Here is a 17,091-nt window from a genome sequence, read left to right on the forward strand (position 1 = left end):
CCTGCGACGGTCGGTCGTCCTGCCTCCCAGTACACCGCGCCGTGTCCCTTGGCGACAGGGCCGTTGGTCCCGGCCCGCGCGGACGAACCGCCCTGGTCGGCCCGTCCCCGACGGAGCGAGGGTGGAACCGGGACGATGCGCCGGAACGGCGCCGCGGCAGGGCGGAGGGGTGACGTGGGAACGTCCGGGGAACGGCGAGGACGGGGGCCCAGCGGTGGCCGTTGACACCTCGACCAGGCCGGCGACCGGGCTCAGTTCGGCGGAGGCCGCCGCCCGCCTGCGGGCCGACGGCCCGAACGCGGCGGTCGCCCCGCCCCGCCGGCACCTGGCCACCCGGGTCCTGCACCAGCTCACCGACCCGCTGGTGGCGCTGCTGCTGGCCGCCGCCGTGGTCACCACCGTGCTGCGGGACTACCCGGACACCGCCGTGATCGTGCTGGTCGTGCTGGTGAACACCGCCATCGGCGTGGTGCAGGGGGTCCGCGCCGACCGGGCGATCGCCGCGCTGGACCAGCTCGCGGCGCCCACCGCCCGGGTCGTCCGCGACGGGCGGGACCTGGTCCTGCCCGCCGCCGACCTGGTCCGGGGCGACCTGGTGCGGGTCGAGGCCGGCGACGTGGTCCCCGCCGACCTGCTCCTGGCCGAGGCCGCCCGGCTGACCCTCGACGAGTCGGCGCTGACCGGCGAGTCGGTGCCGGTGGGCCGGGCCGCCGGCGAGGAGGCCAGCGCGGGAACGGTGGTCACCACCGGGCGGGCCACCGGCACGGTGGTGCGCACCGGCGCCGCGAGCGCGCTCGGCCGGATCACGGCCCTGGTGGCGTCCACCCGGCCCGCCGCCACCCCGTTGCAGCGCCGTCTCGCCGGGCTCGGCCGGATCCTCGGCTTCGCCGCGGTGGTGCTCTCCGGGCTGGTGTTCGTCGTGGGCGTGGTCGGCGGGCGGCCGGTGGTCGACATGGCGGTCACCGCGGTGAGCCTCGTGGTGGCGGCCGTGCCCGAGTCGCTGCCGGCGGTCGTCACCCTCGCCCTGGCCCTCGGCGCCCGCCGGATGGCCGGGGCGCGGGCGATCCCCCGGCGGCTGCACGCGGTGGAGACGCTCGGCTCCGTCACCGTGATCGCCTCCGACAAGACCGGCACCCTCACCGAGGGCAGGATGGCGGTGCAGCACGCCGTCACGGCCGACGGCTCCCGCTACGGCGTCACCGGCACCGGCTACGCGCCCCGGGGGGCCGTGCACCACGGGGGCGAGCCGGTGGCCGTACCGGACGAGCTGCGCCGCCTGGCGCGGGCCGGGCTGCTCTGCAACGACGCCACGCTGGCGCCGCCCACCGACGAGCGGCCGGAGTGGGCCGCGGTGGGCGACCCGCTGGAGGCGGCGCTGGTCACGTTCGCCGCCCGCTGCGGGCTGGAGCCGGAGACCACCCGCGCCGCCTGGCCCCGGGTCGCCGAGCACCCCTTCGACCAGGAGCTGCGCCGGATGACCACGGTGCACCGCTCCTGCGACCGCCGGTACCTGGTGGTGTGCAAGGGCGCGCCGGAGAACGTGCTGGTCGCGCCGCTGGTTGACGCCTCCGCCGAGGAGATCGCCGAGCTGTCGGCCGCCGCGCACCGGCTGGCCGCCGAGGGGCTGCGGGTGCTCGCGGTCGCGTCCGCCGTGGCCGACGCGCCGCCGGCGGACCCCGCCCGGCCGACCGGGCTGCGGCCGGTGGGGCTGGTCGCCGTCGGCGACCCGCTGCGCGCGGGGGCGGCCGACATCGCCGGCAGCTTCGACGACGCCGGGGTCCGGCTGGTGCTGGTCACCGGCGACCACCCCGCGACCGCCGCGGCCATCGGCGGCCAGCTCGGGCTGTGGCGCGAGGGCGACCCGCTGGTACGCGGGGACGACGGCGACCCGGCGCGGGCGCACCCGCAGGCGCGGGTGTTCGCGCGTACGCAGCCGGACCAGAAGCTCGACATCATCGCCGGGCTGCAGTCCCAGGGCCACGTGGTGGCGATGACCGGCGACGGGGTGAACGACGCTCCGGCACTGCGCCGCGCCGACATCGGCGTGGCGATGGGCGGCGGCACGGAGGTCGCCCGGCAGGCCGCCGACCTGGTGCTCGTCGACGACGACCTGTCCACCGTGGCCGCGGCGATCGGCGAGGGCCGCCGCATCTACGACAACATCCGGCGGTTCCTGCGCTACGCCCTCTCCGGGGGCGTCGCCGAGATCGCGGTGATGCTGCTCGGGCCGCTGTTCGGGCTGGCCGTGCCGCTGCTGCCGGCCCAGATCCTCTGGGTGAACCTGCTCACCCACGGCGTGCCGGGTGTGGCGCTGGGCGCGGAGCCGGCGGAGCCGGGCACGCTGCGCCGGGCGCCCCGCTCCCCCTCCGAGTCGGTGCTCGGGGCCGGCCTGGGCCGGGACGTGCTGGTCACCGGCGCCCTGATCGCCGCCGTGGTGCTCGGCGCCGGCGTGGCCGCCGCGCACGCGGACCGGCCGTGGCAGTCGGTGGTCTTCGTGGTCCTCGGCCTGGCCCAGCTCGGGGTGGCGCTCGCGGTCCGGGCACCCCGGGCGGGCGGCGCCCGGCGTGGCAACCGCGCGCTGCCGGTCGCGGTGGCGGTCTCGGCGCTGCTCCAGATCGCCGGGGTGCTGCTGCCCCCGCTGCGGGAACTGCTCGGCACGGAGCCGCTCGGCGCGGTGGAGCTGCTGGCCTGCGCCGCTGTCAGCGTGCTGCCCGGGCTGGTGCTGCGGCTGGCCCGCCGACCGGTCGACCCCGCCACCGGGTCGTCGCGCACCGAGCCGCACGGCGCGGTCACACCAGCCGTGGTGGGCGGGCCCGGCCAGGGCACGCGGGCGGCGGGCGACCCGGCCGTGACCGTCGGAGCGGCGGATCGGGACCAAGGTCCCGACGGCCGGGACGGGCGCCTCTGACCGGTAGCGTTCGGGCAGAGCAGGATGAAGGTGAACAAGGAGGAATCATGACCAGCAACACCGGTGCCCCCGTCGTGGTGGGTGTGGACGGTTCGGCCGCCGCACTCGACGCGGTCCGGGCGGCGGCGCGGGAGGCGGCGCAGCGGCAGCGCCCGCTGCGCGTGGTGCACGCCTTCATCTGGCCGTTGACCCGCGTCCCGGTCGACCCGGTGCCGGGCGCGCCGACCGGTGCCGGCCTGCGCAACCAGGCCGAGCGGTACGTCGCCGAGGCGGTCGCCGAGGCCGGCAAGGCCGCCCCCGAGGTGGCGGTCACCGGCGCGGTGGTCGACGGCGCGGCGACCCCGGTCCTGCTCGACGAGTCCCGGGACGCCGCGCTGGTGGTGCTCGGGCACCGCGGTCTGGGCGGCTTCGCCGGGCTGCTGATCGGCTCGGTGACCGTGCAGGTCTCCGCCCACGCGCTGTGCCCGGTCCTCGTGGTGCGCGGCGAGCCGCGCGCCGACGGTCCGGTGGTGGTGGGCGTCGACGGCTCCGCGAACTCCACCGAGGCCGTCGCGTTCGCCTTCGAGGAGGCGTCCCGCCGGGGCGCCCCGCTGCTCGCGGTGCAGGCCTGGCTCTTCCCCTCACCGGTCGGTCCGGGCGACATCCTGCCCCTGGTGTACGACCTGGACGCCTACGCCGCGGAGGAGGAGCGCGTGCTCGCCGAGTCCGTCGCCGGCTTCGCCGAGCGCTACCCGGACGTGCCGGTGCGGCACCGGCTGGTCCGGGGCTCCCCGGCCCGGGTGCTGGTCGACGAGTCGAAGGCGGCCCAGCTGGTGGTCGTCGGGGCGCGCGGGCGGGGCCCACTGAGCGGGCTGCTGCTCGGCTCCGTCAGCCACGCCGTGCTGCACCACGCGCACTCCCCGCTGGCGATCGTGCGGCACCCGAAGCGGGCCGACGCGTCCTGACCTTCCCGGCCACCCCCCTTCCCGTCGCGTCGGCCGCTCCCCCGGCCGCCGCGACGGGACCCGGTGGAAGGCCGGTGCGCCGGCGCAGCGTCGACAGCCGACGCGCCGGGCGCGCCGGGTGGTCGGCGGGCGCGGTGACAGGTCCGGTTCGGCGGGTGGCGCGTCGGGGAAATCCGGGTGCGCCGGTGGAGCCGCGTCGACAATGACCTGATCGACCTCTGGGAGAGCTGATGAATCGACCCGTCGTGGTGGGTGTGGACGGATCGCCGTCGAGCCTGGTGGCGGCGGAGCAGGCCGCCCGGGCCGCCGTGCTGCGGTCCCGCCCCCTGCACCTGGTGCACGGCTACCTGCATCCGCTCGGCTACGGCGTGCCGGTCAACCCGTACGACCTGGGGTTGCCGGCGCCGACCGAGCAGGGGCAGAAGATGCTGGAGCAGACGGCCGCCGACCTCGTGGAACGCTGGCCGGGGCTGGCCGTGGAGGTACGCCAGGTCGCCGGCGGGCCGGGCGCGACGCTCGTCGAGGAGTCCCGGCGGGCGGAGCTGGTGGTGGTGGGCAGCCGCGGCCTGGGCGGTTTCACGGGGCTGCTGCTCGGCTCGGTCGGTACGCAGGTGGCCGCGCACGCACACTGCCCGGTGCTGGTGGTCCGCCCGGCCGAGGATCCGATCCCGGTCGACGGGCCGGTGCTGGTCGGGGTGGACGGCTCGGAGCCCGCCGAACTGGCCGTCGGGTACGCCGCCGACGAGGCGACCCGGCGCGGGGTCGGGCTGGTGCTGGCGCACGTCCGGCCGCCGGGCGGGGAGCACCGGGTGCCGGACGAGGTGGCCGGGACGCAGGCCGCCACGCACGCGGAGTCCGCCGAGCTGCTGGCCACCGCCGGGGCGGCGGTGCGCGGCAGCCACCCCGGGCTGGCCGTCGAGGAGCGGGTGCTCCGGGCGGAGAAGCCGGAGCAGGCGCTGATCGAGGCGAGCGGCGAGGCGGCGCTGGTGGTGGTCGGCTCGCGGGGCCGGGGCGGGTTCGCCGGGATGCTGCTCGGCTCGGTCAGCCAGGCCCTGGTGCAGCACGCGCACTGCCCGGTGCTGGTCGCCCACCCGTACGGCCACGCCCGCTGAGCCGGCGCGGACCCGCCGGCCCACGACGGGCCGGCGGGTCGGCGGGTCGGCGGCGGTCAGTGGTCCCGGCCCCCGAGCAGTTCCTCGAAGCTGGTGGTGAGGGCGAACGGGTCGGCGGGGCCGGCGGCCGGCGGGCGTCGGTGGATCTGGTCGGCCAGCTCACCCCCGGCGCGGGCGATCCGCGCGCGCAGCGCACCGTCGGCGCCGCCGTCGGACCAGTCCTCGGGCGCGGCGAAGACCGCCGTGGGCACCACGACCGACCGCAGGTAGGCGAACATCGGCCGCAGGGCGTGCTCCAGGGCGAGCGAGTGCCGGGCGGTGCCGCCGGTGGCGCCGACCAGCACCGGCCGGTCCGCCAGCGCGCCCGAGTCGACCAGGTCGAAGAAGGACTTGAACAGCCCGTTGTACGACGCGTTGAAGATCGGCGTGACGGCGATCAGCCCGTCCGCGCCGGTGACCGTGTCGAGCACCTCCCGCAGGGCGGGCGGCGGGAAGCCGGTGAGCAGGTGGTTGACGATGTCGTGGGCGTGCTCGCGCAGCTCGACGGGGCGCACGTCCACGTCGTCGCCCCGCCGCGCCAGCTCGTCGCGGGTGGCCGCGGCGAGCTGGTCGGCGAGCAGTCGCGTCGACGAGGGCTGACCGAGCCCGGCCGACACCACGGCGAGGGTGCGGCGGGTCATCGGCCGGCCTCCGTGCCCGCCCCGGCCTGCTCGGCGGCGGCCCGCAGCGACGCGTGCGTCGGCGCCTCGGGCACGTGCGCCGGGCGCAGCGAGTCGAACTCCTTGCGCAGCACCGGGACGACCTCCTCGCCGAGCAGGTCGAGCTGCTCCAGCACGGTCTTCAGCGGCAGGCCGGCGTGGTCCATGAGGAACAGCTGGCGCTGGTAGTCGCCGACGTAGTCGCGGAAGCCCAGCGTACGGTCGATGACCTGCTGCGGGCTGCCCACGGTCAGCGGGGTCTGCGCGCTGAACTCCTCGAGCGACGGGCCGTGGCCGTAGACGGGGGCGTTGTCGAAGTACGGCCGGAACTCCCGCACGGCGTCCTGCGAGTTGCGCCGCATGAACACCTGCCCGCCCAGCCCGACGATGGCCTGGTCGGCGGAGCCGTGGCCGTAGTGCGCGAACCGCTCCCGGTAGAGCCCGACCATCCGCTGGGTGTGCTCCTTCGGCCAGAAGATGTGGTTGGCGAAGAAGCCGTCGCCGTAGTAGGCCGCCTGCTCGGCGATCTCCGGGCTGCGGATCGAGCCGTGCCAGACGAACGGCGGCACGCCGTCGAGCGGGCGCGGCGTCGAGGTGAACGACTGCAGCGGGGTGCGGAAGCGGCCCTTCCAGTCGACCACGTCCTCGCGCCAGAGCCGGCGCAGCAGGTCGTAGTTCTCGATGGCGAGCGGGATGCCGTTGCGGATGTCCTGGCCGAACCACGGGTAGACGGGCCCGGTGTTGCCGCGCCCCATCATCAGGTCCACCCGGCCGTCGGCGAGATGCTGGAGCATCGCGTAGTCCTCGGCGATCTTCACCGGGTCGTTGGTGGTGATCAGTGTGGTCGAGGTGGACAGCAGCAGGCGCTCGGTGCGGGCCGCGATGTGTCCCAGCATGGTGGTGGGCGACGACGGCACGAACGGCGGGTTGTGGTGCTCGCCGGTGGCGAAGACGTCCAGGCCGACCTCCTCGGCCTTCAGCGCGATGGTGACCATCGCCTTGATCCGCTCATGCTCGGTCGGCTCGCGACCGTTGGTCGGGTCGACCGTGACGTCGCCGACGGTGAAGACTCCGAACTGCATGACCAGCTCCTCGCGTTGTTCCGGCCGGGGCCGGTGCGTTCCCGTTTCGCACCGCACAACATATTTGACGAGTCAACTATTCCACGCGCGAAGGCGACCGTGGTGGGCGCCGTCACGCCGGCAGGCGGGGCGAGCGGAGGCTCAGCGGCTGCGCGGGACGTGCCGGCGGTAGGCGCTCACCGTGGGGTCGCCGGCGATCCAGAACCGCCAGGGGACGTCGTGTGCCCCCGTCACGCCCACCCTGGGGCCGGCGGCCACCGACTCCGCCGGCACCGGCCGGTCGGCCGGGCGCAGCCGGACGGGGCCGTCGCCGAGCAGGTAGCGGCCGTAGACGCCCTTGTCGATGCCCAGCGCCGCGCAGAGCCGGGCGGGCCCCCGCGCGAGGTCGACGTCCCGCCGCACGGCAGTGCGCCGGGCCCGGGCGACGTCGAGCCCGTCGACCACCCCGCCGGCGCGCAGCAGCACGGCCGACGCCTCCCCGTCCGGCCCGGTGACCACGTTCATGCACCAGTGCATGCCGTAGGTGAAGTAGACGTAGGCGTGCCCGGCCGGCCCGAACATCACCGCGTTGCGCGGGGTGCGGCCCCGGTGGGCGTGCGACGCGGGGTCGCCGGCCGTGCCGGCGTACGCCTCGACCTCGGTGATCCGGACGGTGACGCCGCCGGCGGCGAGCAGGCAGCCGAGCAGGCCGCGCGCGGCCGGCACCACGGGCCCGGAGAGCAGGTCGGCCAGCCCCGCGAGGTCGGCGGGACGGCGGTCGGAGGACGCCACCACGGACCCGACCCTATCCGGCCCCGGCACCGCTTCGTTCCGACGCTCAACGGCTCGGCATTTCAACTATCCGTTGACAACCAATCGTTGACATGATGGGGTCGGGCCATGACCGACTCCTTCACCACGCCCGACGCCGGCCGGGCCCGGGCGCACCGCACGTACGACGCGCTGCACCGCATCACCGAGCGGCACGCCGGCACCGAGACGCGCCGCCGCCGCCACACCAACCCCTACGTCCCGGACACCTACGAGGCGGTCGCGCTGGTCACGGCGCTCGCCGCCGGCGGGGCGGAGGTGGAGCCCGGGGAGGAGCGGGTCGACGACGCGGACCTCGTCGCGGCCCTCACCCTCGTGCCGCACCTGCGCGCCGAGGTCGACGCCATGGAGGCGGGGCTGCTGACGCTGGCCCGCGGCCGCGGGCTGACCTGGCAGCAGATCGCGTACGGACTCGGGCTGGGCAGCGCGCAGGCCGCCAAGCAGCGCTTCGAGCGCCTCTCCGCCCGCACCGCCGCCACCGACTGACGCCCCCGATGGGCCAGACTGGGCGCGGGATCGGTGTCGAGGAGGACGCGATGACGCGCGAGGAGATGCTGGCGTACTGCCTGGGCAAGCCGGGCGCCTGGCTGGACCAGCCGTGGGAGGGCGACGAGGTGGTGAAGGTCGGCAGCCGGATCTTCGCCTTCCTCGGCTCTGCCGGCGGCGACGACCCGACGGTCGGGGTGAAGTGCGGCCCGACCCGGGAGATCGCCGACGAGTGGCTGCACCGGCACCCGGGCGACGCGCGAGCCTCACCGTACATCGGGCGCTCCGGCTGGAACACGCTGCGCCTTGCCGGCGGGATCGACGACGAGGAGCTGACCGAGGCGGTCGACGCGTCGTACGACGCGGTGGTGGCGAAGCTGCCGAAGCGGGAGCGGCCGACGGCGTGAGCCCCGCGCGGCGCCGGTCGCGCCGCGCGGGGTCACGCACTCAGCGCGGCACGACCCGCTCGGCGGCCCACTCCCGCCAGCCGGCCAGCTTGTCCGCGGCGGCGGCGAGCTGGTCGGCAACCGGGCCGGGGCCGGTCGAGCCGGGGGTGGTCCGGGCGGCGAGCGCCGACCGGACCGAGAGCACGTCCCGCACGGACGGGTCGAGGTGCTCGCTGACCGCCGCGAGGTCGGCGTCGGAGACCTCGTCGAGGGCGCAGTCCCGGGCCACGCAGAGCGCCACCAGCTTCCCGGTGATCTCGTGCGCGTCGCGGAACGGCACGCCCCGGCGGACGAGCCAGTCGGCCACCTCGGTGGCCAGCGAGAAGCCCACCGGCGCCGCGGCGACGAGGCGGTCCACCCGGACCGTCATCGTGGAGATCATCCCAGCCAGGGCCGGCAGCAGCAGCTCCAGGGTGTCGACCGCGTCGAAGGCCGGCTCCTTGTCCTCCTGCATGTCCCGGTCGTAGGTCATCGGCAGGCCCTTGAGCATGGTGAGCACGCTCATCAGCCCGCCGACGAGGCGGCCGGACTTGCCCCGGGCCAGCTCGGCGATGTCCGCGTTCTTCTTCTGCGGCATGATCGACGAGCCGGTGGCGAAGGCGTCGTCCAGCTCCACCCAGCCGAACTCCTGCGACGTCCAGAGCACCACCTCCTCGCCGAGGCGGGACAGGTGCACCCCGACCATCGCGGTGACGAAGAGGAACTCGGCGACGAAGTCCCGGTCGGCCACGGCGTCCATGGAGTTGGCGAAGGACGTGCGGAAGCCCAACTCCTTGGAGACGGCCACCGGGTCCAGCGGCAGGCCGGAACCGGCCAGCGCGCCCGCGCCGAGCGGGCTGATCGCCGTGCGGTGGTCCCAGTCGCGCAGCCGTTCCAGGTCGCGCAGCAGCGGCTGCACGTGGGCGAGCAGCCAGTGCCCGAAGGTGACCGGCTGGGCGTGCTGGAGGTGGGTCATCCCCGGCGCGGCGGTGTCCACGTGCCGCCCGGCCTGCTCGACCAGCGCCTCGGCCAGCTCGACCAGGCGCGACGCCACGCCCCGGGCGTGGTCGCGCAGGTAGAGCCGCAGGTCGGTGGCGACCTGGTCGTTGCGGGACCGGCCGGCGCGCAGCTTGCCGCCGAGGCTGCCGAGGCGCTCCAGCAGCCCGCGCTCCAGCGCGGTGTGCACGTCCTCGTCGTCGACGGTGGGGCGGAACTGCCCGGAGGCGCAGGCGGCCTCCAGGTCGTCCAGGGCGGCGAGGATGCGGCCCAGCTCCTCCGGGTCGAGCAGGCCCGCGCCCGCGAGGACCCGGGCGTGCGCCCGGGAACCCGCGATGTCGTACGGGGCGAGGCGCCAGTCGAACTGCACGCTCACCGACAGCCGTGCCAGGGCCTCTGCGGGGCCGCCGGCGAACCGGCCGCCCCAGAGGCTGGTGCGGTTGGTGGCGGCGCTGTTCTCGGTCAGGCTCTTGTCGTCCACGCCGCCCATTGTGGTGCCCACGATCTTCAGCCGCCCAGCCGGGCGTCCCGCGCGGCGGCCATCTTGCTCGGCAGGCCCCAGAGCTGGACGAAGCCCTTGGCCAGGGACTGGTCGAACGTGTCGCCGGTGTCGTAGGTGGCCATGCCGAAGTCGTAGAGGCTGGCCTCGGAGCGCCGGCCGGTGACGGTGGCCCGCCCGCCGTGCAGGACGAGCCGCACCTCGCCGCTGACGTGCCGCTGCGCGTCGTCGATGAACGCGTCCAGGCTGTTCTTCAGCGGGGAGAACCAGAGGCCGTCGTAGACCAGCTCGCCCCAGCGCTGGTCGACGCCGCGCTTGAACCGGGCCAGGTCCCGCTCCACGGTCACCGCCTCCAGCTCCTGGTGGGCGGTGATCAGCGCGATCGCGCCCGGCGCCTCGTACACCTCGCGGCTCTTGATACCGACGAGGCGGTCCTCGACCATGTCGAGCCGGCCGACGCCCTGGGCGCCGGCGCGCCGGTTGAGCTCCAGGATCGCCTGGTACGGGGTGACGGTCTCGCCGTCGATCGCCACCGGGACGCCGGCGTCGAAGGTGATCACGACCTCGTCGGCGTCGCGCTCCTGCGCCGGGTCGGCGGTGTACGAGTACAGGTCCTCGACGGGTGCGTTCCAGATGTCCTCCAGGAAGCCCGTCTCGACGGCGCGCCCGAACAGGTTCTGGTCGATGGAGTACGGCGACTTCGCCGACACGTCGATCGGCAGCCCCTTCTCCTCGGCGAAGGCGATCGCCTTGTCCCGCGTCCAGGCGAAGTCCCGGGCCGGCGCGATGATCTTCAGGTCGGGCGCGAGCGCGCCCAGGCCGACCTCGAAGCGGACCTGGTCGTTGCCCTTGCCGGTGCAGCCGTGCGACACGATGGTGCCGCCGTGCTTGCGGGCCGCGGCCACCAGGTGCTTGACGATCAGCGGCCGGGACAGCGCGGAGACCAGCGGGTAGCGGTCCATGTAGAGCGCGTTGGCGCGGATGGCCGGCAGGCAGTACTCGGCGGCGAACTCGTCGCGCGCGTCGACCACCTCGGACTCGACCGCGCCGCAGTCCAGGGCGCGCTGCCGGATGGCGTCGAGGTCCTCGCCGCCCTGCCCGACGTCGACCGCGACCGCGATCACCTCGGCGCCGGTCTGCTCGGCGAGGTACGGGATGGCGACGGAGGTGTCGAGCCCTCCGGAGTAGGCAAGTACGACCCGCTCGGTCATGGTGTGGTGCTCCCTTCAACGTTCTCTTCCCGGCGGGCCCAGCCGGCGAGCTTGTCGCCGAGCGCGGCCCCGCCGACGGCCTCGCGGGCCACGACGAGGATGGTGTCGTCGCCGGCGATGGTGCCGACGACCTCGGGCAGGCCCGCTCGGTCCAACGCGCTGGCCAGGTAGTGGGCTGCGCCCGGCGGGGTGCGCAGCACGGCGATGTTGCCGCTGGAGTCGACCCCGTTGAGCAGCTCCCGCAGCAGCCGGACCAGCCGGGCCGGCGCCGCCTCGGCGTCGCGCAGCGGCCGGTGGCCGTCCTCGGGGATCAGGTAGACGGCCCGCCCGTCGCCGCCGCGTACGGTCACCGCGCCCAGCTCCTTGAGGTCGCGGGACAGGGTGGCCTGGGTGACCTGGATGCCGTCGCCGGCGAGCAGGTCGGCCAGCTCGGTCTGCGAGTGGATCGCCTTGTCGCGGATCAGCTCGACGAGGCGGGCGTGGCGGGCGGCGCGGGTCAGCGGGGCGGTCATGGAGTCTCCCTGGTCGCGGCGGCGCCCGGCGCCGCCGCGTCCGGGGCGGCGGGCGCGGCCCCGAGGAGGAACGTCAGCAGCGCCTTCTGGGCGTGCAGCCGATTCTCCGCCTGGTCGAACACGGCGCTGTGCGGGCCGTCGAGCACCTCGTCGGTGATCTCCTCGCCCCGGTGCGCGGGCAGGCAGTGCAGCACGATCGCGTCGGGCGCGGCGTGGCCCAGCAGCGCGGCGTTGACCTGGTACGGCAGGAAGGGGGTGATCCGGTCCAGGCCGTCCGACTCCTGACCCATCGAGGTCCAGGTGTCGGTGGCGACCACGTCGGCCCCGGCCACCGCAGCGACGGGGTCGGTCAGCGCCTGCACGGAGCCGCCGGTGCCGGCGGCGATCTTCTCGGCCCGGGCGAGCACCTCCGGATCGGGGCCGAAGTTGGCCGGCCCGGCGACCCGCACGTGCATCCCGGCGGTCGCCCCGGCCAGCAGGTACGAGTGGGACAGGTTGTTGGCGGCGTCGCCGACGTAGGCCAGCGTCCGGCCGGCGGTGCCGCCGCAGTGCTCGCGGACCGTGAGCAGGTCGGCCAGGAGCTGGCAGGGGTGGAACCCGTCGGTGAGCGCGTTGACGACCGGCACGGTCGCGGCGGCGGCGACCTCGGCGATCCGGTCGTCGCCGTGCGTGCGCAGCACGATCGCCGCGACGTAGCGGGAGAGGACCCGCCCGGCGTCGCCGAGGGTCTCGCCCCGCCCGAAGTGGGTCACCTGGGTGTCCACCACGAGGGGGTGCCCGCCGAGTTCGGCGATGCCGACGTCGAACGAGAACCGGGTGCGCAGGCTCTGCTTGTCGAACAGCACCGCCACGGACCGGGGGCCGGCCAGCGGCCGGTGCCCGAACCGGTCGGCCTTCATCCGCGCCGCGAGGTCGAGCACGGCCGACTGCTCGGCGGGGGTCAGGTCGTCGTCCCGCAGGAAGTGCCGGATCATGCGCTCGTCTCCGTCGTGGTCGCGGTGGTCGCGGCGGCCGGGCTCTCGCCGGCGGCGGCCGGGGTGGTGCCGGCGGCGGCCGGGGTGGTGCCGGCGGCGGCCGGGGAGGTGCCGGCGGCGGCCGGGGAGGTGCCGGCGGCGGCCGGGGAGGTGCCGGCGGCGGCCGGGGAGGCCGCGTCGAGGGCCGCGGGAAGAGCGGCCAGGAAGGCATCGACCTGGGCGGCGGTCAGGATCAGCGGCGGGGCGAGCCGGACCACGCCGGGCTGCACCGGGTTGACCAGGAAGCCGGTCTCCCGCAGCGCCTCGGCGAGCACCTTCGCCACGGGCGCGGCGAGCACCACGCCGAGCAGCAGGCCCGCGCCGCGTACGCCGTCGACCAGCGGGTGGCCGAGCGCCTCGATGCCCCGGCGCAGCCGCTCGCCGATCCGCTTGACGTGGTCGAGCAGCCCCTCGTGCGCGATGGTGCCCACCACCGCCAGGGCGGCGGCGCAGCTGACCGGGTTGCCGCCGAACGTGGTGCCGTGCATGCCGGGGCCGAGCAGGTCGGCGGCCCGGCCGAAGGCCAGGCAGGCGCCGAGGGGCAGCCCGCCGCCGAGCCCCTTGGCCAGGGTCACCACGTCGGGCTCGACGCCCTCGGCCTGGTGGGCGAACCAGTGCCCGGTGCGGCCGATGCCGGTCTGCACCTCGTCGAGCACCAGCAGCGCGCCGTGCCGGGCGGTGATCCGCCGGGCGGCGGCCAGGTAGCCGGCCGGCGGGACCACGACACCGTTCTCGCCCTGCACCGGCTCCAGGATCACCATGGCCGTGGCGTCGGTGACGGCCGCCTCCAGCGCGGCGACGTCGCCGTAGTCGACGTGGCTGACGTCGCCGGGCAGCGGGCGGAACGGGTCGGCCTTGGCCGGCTGGCCGGTCAGCGCCAGCGCGCCCATGGTCCGCCCGTGGAAGCCGCCCCGGGTGGCGACCACGTGGGTGCGGCCGGTGAGCCGGGACAGCTTGAACGCCGCCTCGTTGGCCTCCGCGCCGGAGTTGGCGAAGAAGACCCGGCCGGACCGGCCGGCCAGGGCCAGCAACAGCTCGGCCAGGGCCACCGGCGGCTCGGCGACGTAGAGGTTGGAGACGTGCCCGAGGGTGGCGACCTGCTTCGACACGGCGGCCACCACGGCCGGGTGGGCGTGGCCGAGGGCGTTGACCGCGATCCCGCCGACCAGGTCGACGTACTCCCGGCCGGCCTCGTCGACCACGACGGCGCCGGAGCCGGAGACGAGGGCCAGCGGCGGCGTGCCGTAGTTGTCCATCATCGACTGCGACCAGCGCTCGACGAGCGTGCTCATGACGGAATCACCATTGTTCCGAACCCTTCCGAGGTGAAGACCTCCAGCAACGTGGAGTGGGCGACCCGGCCGTCGACCACGTGCGCGGCGGGCACCCCCTGCCGCACGGCCCGCAGGCAGGCCTCCATCTTGGGCACCATGCCGCTGGACAACGACGGCAGCAGCTTCGCCAGGTCGTCGGTGGTGATCTCGCTGACCAGGCTGCCGGTGTCCGGCCAGTCGGCGTAGAGGCCGGGCACGTCGGTGAGGACGACCAGCTTGCGGGCGTCGAGGGCGACGGCGAGCGCGGCGGCGGCGGTGTCGGCGTTCAGGTTGTGCAGCACGCCGTCGGCGTCCGGCGCGACGGTGGAGATCACCGGGATCCGCCCGGCCGCGATCAGGTCGGTGACCGCCGAGACGTCGACCGACTCGACGTCGCCGACCTGCCCGACGTCGACCGGCTCCCCGTCCACGTAGGCGGGCCGCCGCACGGCGGTGAACAGGCCCGCGTCCTCGCCGGAGAGGCCGACCGCGAACGGGCCGTGCGCGTTGATCAGCCCGACCAGCTCCCGGCCCACCTGGCCGACGAGCACCATCCGGACCACGTCCATCGCCTCCGGGGTGGTGACCCGCAGGCCGCCCCGGAACTCGCTGGCGATGCCGAGCCGGCCGAGCATGGCGGAGATCTGCGGGCCGCCGCCGTGCACCACGACCGGCTTCAGGCCGGCGTAGCGCAGGAAGACCATGTCGGCGGCGAAGGCCCGTTGCAGTTCGGGGTCGACCATGGCGTTGCCGCCGTACTTGACCACGACGGTCGAGCCGGAGAAGCGGGCCAGCCAGGGCAGGGCCTCGATCAGCGTGGCGGCCTTGGCCTGGGCGCGGGTGAGGTCGGTGGTGAGGCTCATGTCGAGTAGGCCGAGTTCTCGTGCACGTACGCGTGGGAGAGGTCGTTGGTCCAGATGGTGGCCTCGGCGTCGCCGGCGTGCAGGTCGATCCGGATGGTGACGTCCCGCCCGGTCAGGTCGACCTTCGACCGGTCCTCGGCGGCGGCGCCGGAGCGGCACACCCAGACGCCGTTGACCGCGACGTCGACCGCGTCCGGCTCGAAGGCGGCGGCGGTGGTGCCGACGGCGGCGAGGATCCGGCCCCAGTTCGGGTCGTTGCCGAACAGCGCGGTCTTGACCAGGTTGTTGCGGGCCACCGACCGCCCCACCTCGACCGCGTCGTCCTCGCTCGCCGCGCCGACCACGTCGACGGCGATCTGCTTGGTGGCGCCCTCGGCGTCGGCGACGAGCTGCTGGGCCAGGTCGTGCGCGGCGGCGGTGACCGCGGCGGTCAGCTCGCCCGGCGTCGGCGCGATGCCGCTCGCGCCGCTGGCCAGCAGCAGCACCGTGTCGTTGGTCGACATGCAGCCGTCGGAGTCGACCCGGTCGAAGGTGACCCGGCACGCCTCGCGCAGCGCGGCGTCGAGGGCCTCCGGCCCGGCCACCGCGTCGGTGGTCAGCACGCAGAGCATGGTGGCCATCGCCGGGGCTAGCATGCCGGCGCCCTTGGCCATGCCGCCGACGGTCCAGCCGCTGCCCCGCGCCACCGTGGTCTTGGGGCGGGTGTCCGTGGTCATGATGGCCTCGGCGGCCGCCGGGCCGCCGTCGCGGGACAGGCCGCGGATCGCGGCGCGTACGCCCGGGAGCAGCTTCTGCATCGGCAGCCGCTCGCCGATCAGGCCGGTCGAGCAGACCGCCACGTCGCTGGCCCCGAGCATCAACCGGGGGCTGGCCGAGGTGAGCGCGGCGGCGGCGTGCTCGGCGGTGGCGTGGGTGTCCTGGAAGCCGGCCGGACCGGTGCACGCGTTGGCCCCGCCCGAGTTGAGCACCACGGCGCGGACGACGCCGCCGCGGACCACCTGCTGGGTCCAGAGCACCGGCGCGGCCTTGACCCGGTTGGCGGTGAACACGGCGGCGACCCCGGCGTCCGGGCCGTCGTTGACGACCAGCGCGACGTCGCTCGCGCCGCTGGACTTGAGTCCGGCGGCCACCCCGGCCGCCCGGAACCCCCGCGGAGTCGTGACACTCATGGTGCGATCCCCCAGACGGACAGGCCCGTCGTCTCCGGCAGGCCGAACATGAGGTTGGCGTTCTGCACGGCCTGGCCGGCGGCACCCTTGCCGAGGTTGTCCAGCGCGCTGAGCACGATGGTCCGGCGGGTGTCGACGTCGACGGTGGCCTGCAGGTGGCAGGAGTTGGAGCCGAGGGTGGCGGCGGTGTGCGGCCAGGTCCCCTCGGGCAGCACGTGCACGAAGGGCGCGTCCGCGTACGCCTCGGCGAGCACCGCCCGCGGGTCCACGCCCCGGGCCGGCACGGCGGTCACGGTGGCCAGGATGCCCCGGGGCATCGGCGCGAGCACCGGGGTGAGCGACAGGCCGGTCGCCCCGGTGGCCTGCTTGATCTCCGGCACGTGCTGGTGGGTGCCGACGCGGTAGGGCGACAGGTCCCCCATCACCTCGCTGCCGAGCAGGTGCGGCTTGGCCGCCTTGCCCGCGCCGGAGGTGCCGGAGGCCGCGACGACCACCACGTCGGCCGGGGCGGCGGCGCCGGCGGCGATCAGCGGGGCGAGCGCGAGGGTGATGGCGGCGGCGTAGCAGCCGGTGTTGGCGACCCGGGTGGCGCCGGCGATCAGCTCCCGCTGGCCGGGCAGCTCGGGCAGGCCGTAGGTCCACTGCCCGGCGTGCGGGCCGCCGTAGTAGTTGGCCCAGGCATAGGGGTCGGCGAGCCGGTGGTCGGCGCCGAGGTCGACGACGCGGACCTCGGGCGGGAGCTGGGCCGCCAGGGCCGCCGACTGGCCGTGCGGCAGGGCCAGGAAGACCAGGTCCGCGTCGGCCAGCGCCGTCGCGTCCGTCTCGCCGAGGACCAGGTCCAGGCCGGCGAGCTGCGGGTGTACGACGTCGAGCCGGTGCCCGGCCTGGCTGTGCGCGGTGGCGGCGACCAGGTCGAACTCCGGGTGCCCGGCGACCAGGCGGATCAGCTCGCCCCCGGCGTAGCCGCTCGCCCCTGCTACCGCAACTCGGATACCCATACTCACCTCCGCATGACTATGCAGCGAAGGTTAGCAGCGATGATCGGCGGCT

General features: G+C 75.5%; 16 protein-coding genes. 5 read left to right on the forward strand and 11 right to left on the reverse strand.

Going from position 1 to position 17,091, the window contains the following annotated elements; translation table 11 throughout:
- Positions 1 to 214 precede the first annotated feature (214 nt).
- The 3 genes from ACZ6Q9_RS22490 to ACZ6Q9_RS22500 all read left to right on the forward strand — a co-directional run bounded on the left by ACZ6Q9_RS22490 (position 215) and on the right by ACZ6Q9_RS22500 (position 4,964).
- Positions 215 to 2,908, forward strand: a complete 2,694-nt coding sequence (locus ACZ6Q9_RS22490) for a cation-translocating P-type ATPase (protein WP_396829489.1) — start codon at positions 215 to 217, stop codon at positions 2,906 to 2,908.
- A gap of 47 nt (positions 2,909 to 2,955) precedes the next feature.
- Positions 2,956 to 3,852, forward strand: coding sequence for a universal stress protein (locus tag ACZ6Q9_RS22495; protein ID WP_393456520.1), 897 nt, complete (start codon positions 2,956 to 2,958; stop codon positions 3,850 to 3,852).
- A 230-nt stretch (positions 3,853 to 4,082) separates the two neighbouring features.
- Positions 4,083 to 4,964 (forward strand): universal stress protein, encoded by an 882-nt coding sequence (locus ACZ6Q9_RS22500; RefSeq protein WP_396829488.1) that lies wholly within the window; start codon positions 4,083 to 4,085, stop codon positions 4,962 to 4,964.
- Between the two features lie 56 nt (positions 4,965 to 5,020).
- On the opposite strand, the gene ACZ6Q9_RS22505 is transcribed toward ACZ6Q9_RS22500, so the two are convergent.
- The 3 genes from ACZ6Q9_RS22505 to ACZ6Q9_RS22515 form a co-directional block, all read right to left on the reverse strand.
- Positions 5,021 to 5,644 carry an FMN reductase gene (locus ACZ6Q9_RS22505; protein ID WP_350686777.1) on the reverse strand — a complete coding sequence of 208 codons (624 nt, stop codon included), beginning with the start codon at positions 5,642 to 5,644 and terminating at the stop codon, positions 5,021 to 5,023.
- A complete protein-coding gene (locus ACZ6Q9_RS22510) occupies positions 5,641 to 6,744 on the reverse strand; it encodes an LLM class flavin-dependent oxidoreductase (RefSeq protein WP_393263730.1) in 1,104 nt (367 codons plus the stop codon). The genes ACZ6Q9_RS22505 and ACZ6Q9_RS22510 overlap by 4 nt, the downstream gene beginning before the upstream one ends.
- A 141-nt stretch (positions 6,745 to 6,885) precedes the next feature.
- Complete coding sequence (locus tag ACZ6Q9_RS22515) at positions 6,886 to 7,515, reverse strand: DNA-3-methyladenine glycosylase (RefSeq protein WP_396829527.1); 630 nt, start codon at positions 7,513 to 7,515, stop codon at positions 6,886 to 6,888.
- 108 nt (positions 7,516 to 7,623) lie between these two features.
- Here ACZ6Q9_RS22515 and ACZ6Q9_RS22520 point away from each other — a divergent pair, with 108 nt between their 5' ends.
- Complete coding sequence (locus tag ACZ6Q9_RS22520; RefSeq protein ID WP_393263732.1) at positions 7,624 to 8,040, forward strand: DNA-binding protein; 417 nt, start codon at positions 7,624 to 7,626, stop codon at positions 8,038 to 8,040.
- Between the two features lie 50 nt (positions 8,041 to 8,090).
- Entirely contained in the window at positions 8,091 to 8,447 is a 357-nt protein-coding gene (locus ACZ6Q9_RS22525) for an MmcQ/YjbR family DNA-binding protein (RefSeq protein ID WP_393263734.1), read from the forward strand.
- Positions 8,448 to 8,487: 40 nt separating this feature from the next.
- Here ACZ6Q9_RS22525 and argH read toward each other — a convergent pair whose 3' ends face one another.
- Genes argH through argC form a run of 8 tightly spaced genes read right to left on the reverse strand, consistent with a single transcriptional unit; the run spans position 8,488 to position 17,039 of the window.
- A complete protein-coding gene (argH, locus tag ACZ6Q9_RS22530; RefSeq protein ID WP_350709060.1) occupies positions 8,488 to 9,951 on the reverse strand; it encodes an argininosuccinate lyase in 1,464 nt (487 codons plus the stop codon).
- Positions 9,952 to 9,968: 17 nt separating this feature from the next.
- Positions 9,969 to 11,171 carry an argininosuccinate synthase gene (locus ACZ6Q9_RS22535; protein WP_393263736.1) on the reverse strand — a complete coding sequence of 401 codons (1,203 nt, stop codon included), beginning with the start codon at positions 11,169 to 11,171 and terminating at the stop codon, positions 9,969 to 9,971.
- A complete protein-coding gene (locus tag ACZ6Q9_RS22540) occupies positions 11,168 to 11,683 on the reverse strand; it encodes an arginine repressor (protein WP_350708881.1) in 516 nt (171 codons plus the stop codon). Before ACZ6Q9_RS22540 ends, ACZ6Q9_RS22535 begins: the two co-directional genes overlap by 4 nt.
- Positions 11,680 to 12,657 carry an ornithine carbamoyltransferase gene (gene argF, locus ACZ6Q9_RS22545; protein WP_393456517.1) on the reverse strand — a complete coding sequence of 326 codons (978 nt, stop codon included), beginning with the start codon at positions 12,655 to 12,657 and terminating at the stop codon, positions 11,680 to 11,682. The genes ACZ6Q9_RS22540 and argF overlap by 4 nt, the downstream gene beginning before the upstream one ends.
- Positions 12,654 to 13,988 carry an acetylornithine transaminase gene (locus tag ACZ6Q9_RS22550; RefSeq protein WP_396829487.1) on the reverse strand — a complete coding sequence of 445 codons (1,335 nt, stop codon included), beginning with the start codon at positions 13,986 to 13,988 and terminating at the stop codon, positions 12,654 to 12,656. The genes argF and ACZ6Q9_RS22550 overlap by 4 nt, the downstream gene beginning before the upstream one ends.
- Positions 13,985 to 14,872, reverse strand: coding sequence for an acetylglutamate kinase (argB, locus tag ACZ6Q9_RS22555; RefSeq protein ID WP_396829486.1), 888 nt, complete (start codon positions 14,870 to 14,872; stop codon positions 13,985 to 13,987). Before argB ends, ACZ6Q9_RS22550 begins: the two co-directional genes overlap by 4 nt.
- A complete protein-coding gene (gene argJ, locus ACZ6Q9_RS22560) occupies positions 14,869 to 16,041 on the reverse strand; it encodes a bifunctional glutamate N-acetyltransferase/amino-acid acetyltransferase ArgJ (RefSeq protein ID WP_393456510.1) in 1,173 nt (390 codons plus the stop codon). Before argJ ends, argB begins: the two co-directional genes overlap by 4 nt.
- Positions 16,038 to 17,039 (reverse strand): N-acetyl-gamma-glutamyl-phosphate reductase, encoded by a 1,002-nt coding sequence (gene argC, locus ACZ6Q9_RS22565; protein ID WP_357457717.1) that lies wholly within the window; start codon positions 17,037 to 17,039, stop codon positions 16,038 to 16,040. Before argC ends, argJ begins: the two co-directional genes overlap by 4 nt.
- Positions 17,040 to 17,091: the final 52 nt, after the last annotated feature.

It is taken from the genome of Micromonospora sp. NPDC049139 (genome assembly GCF_055586845.1).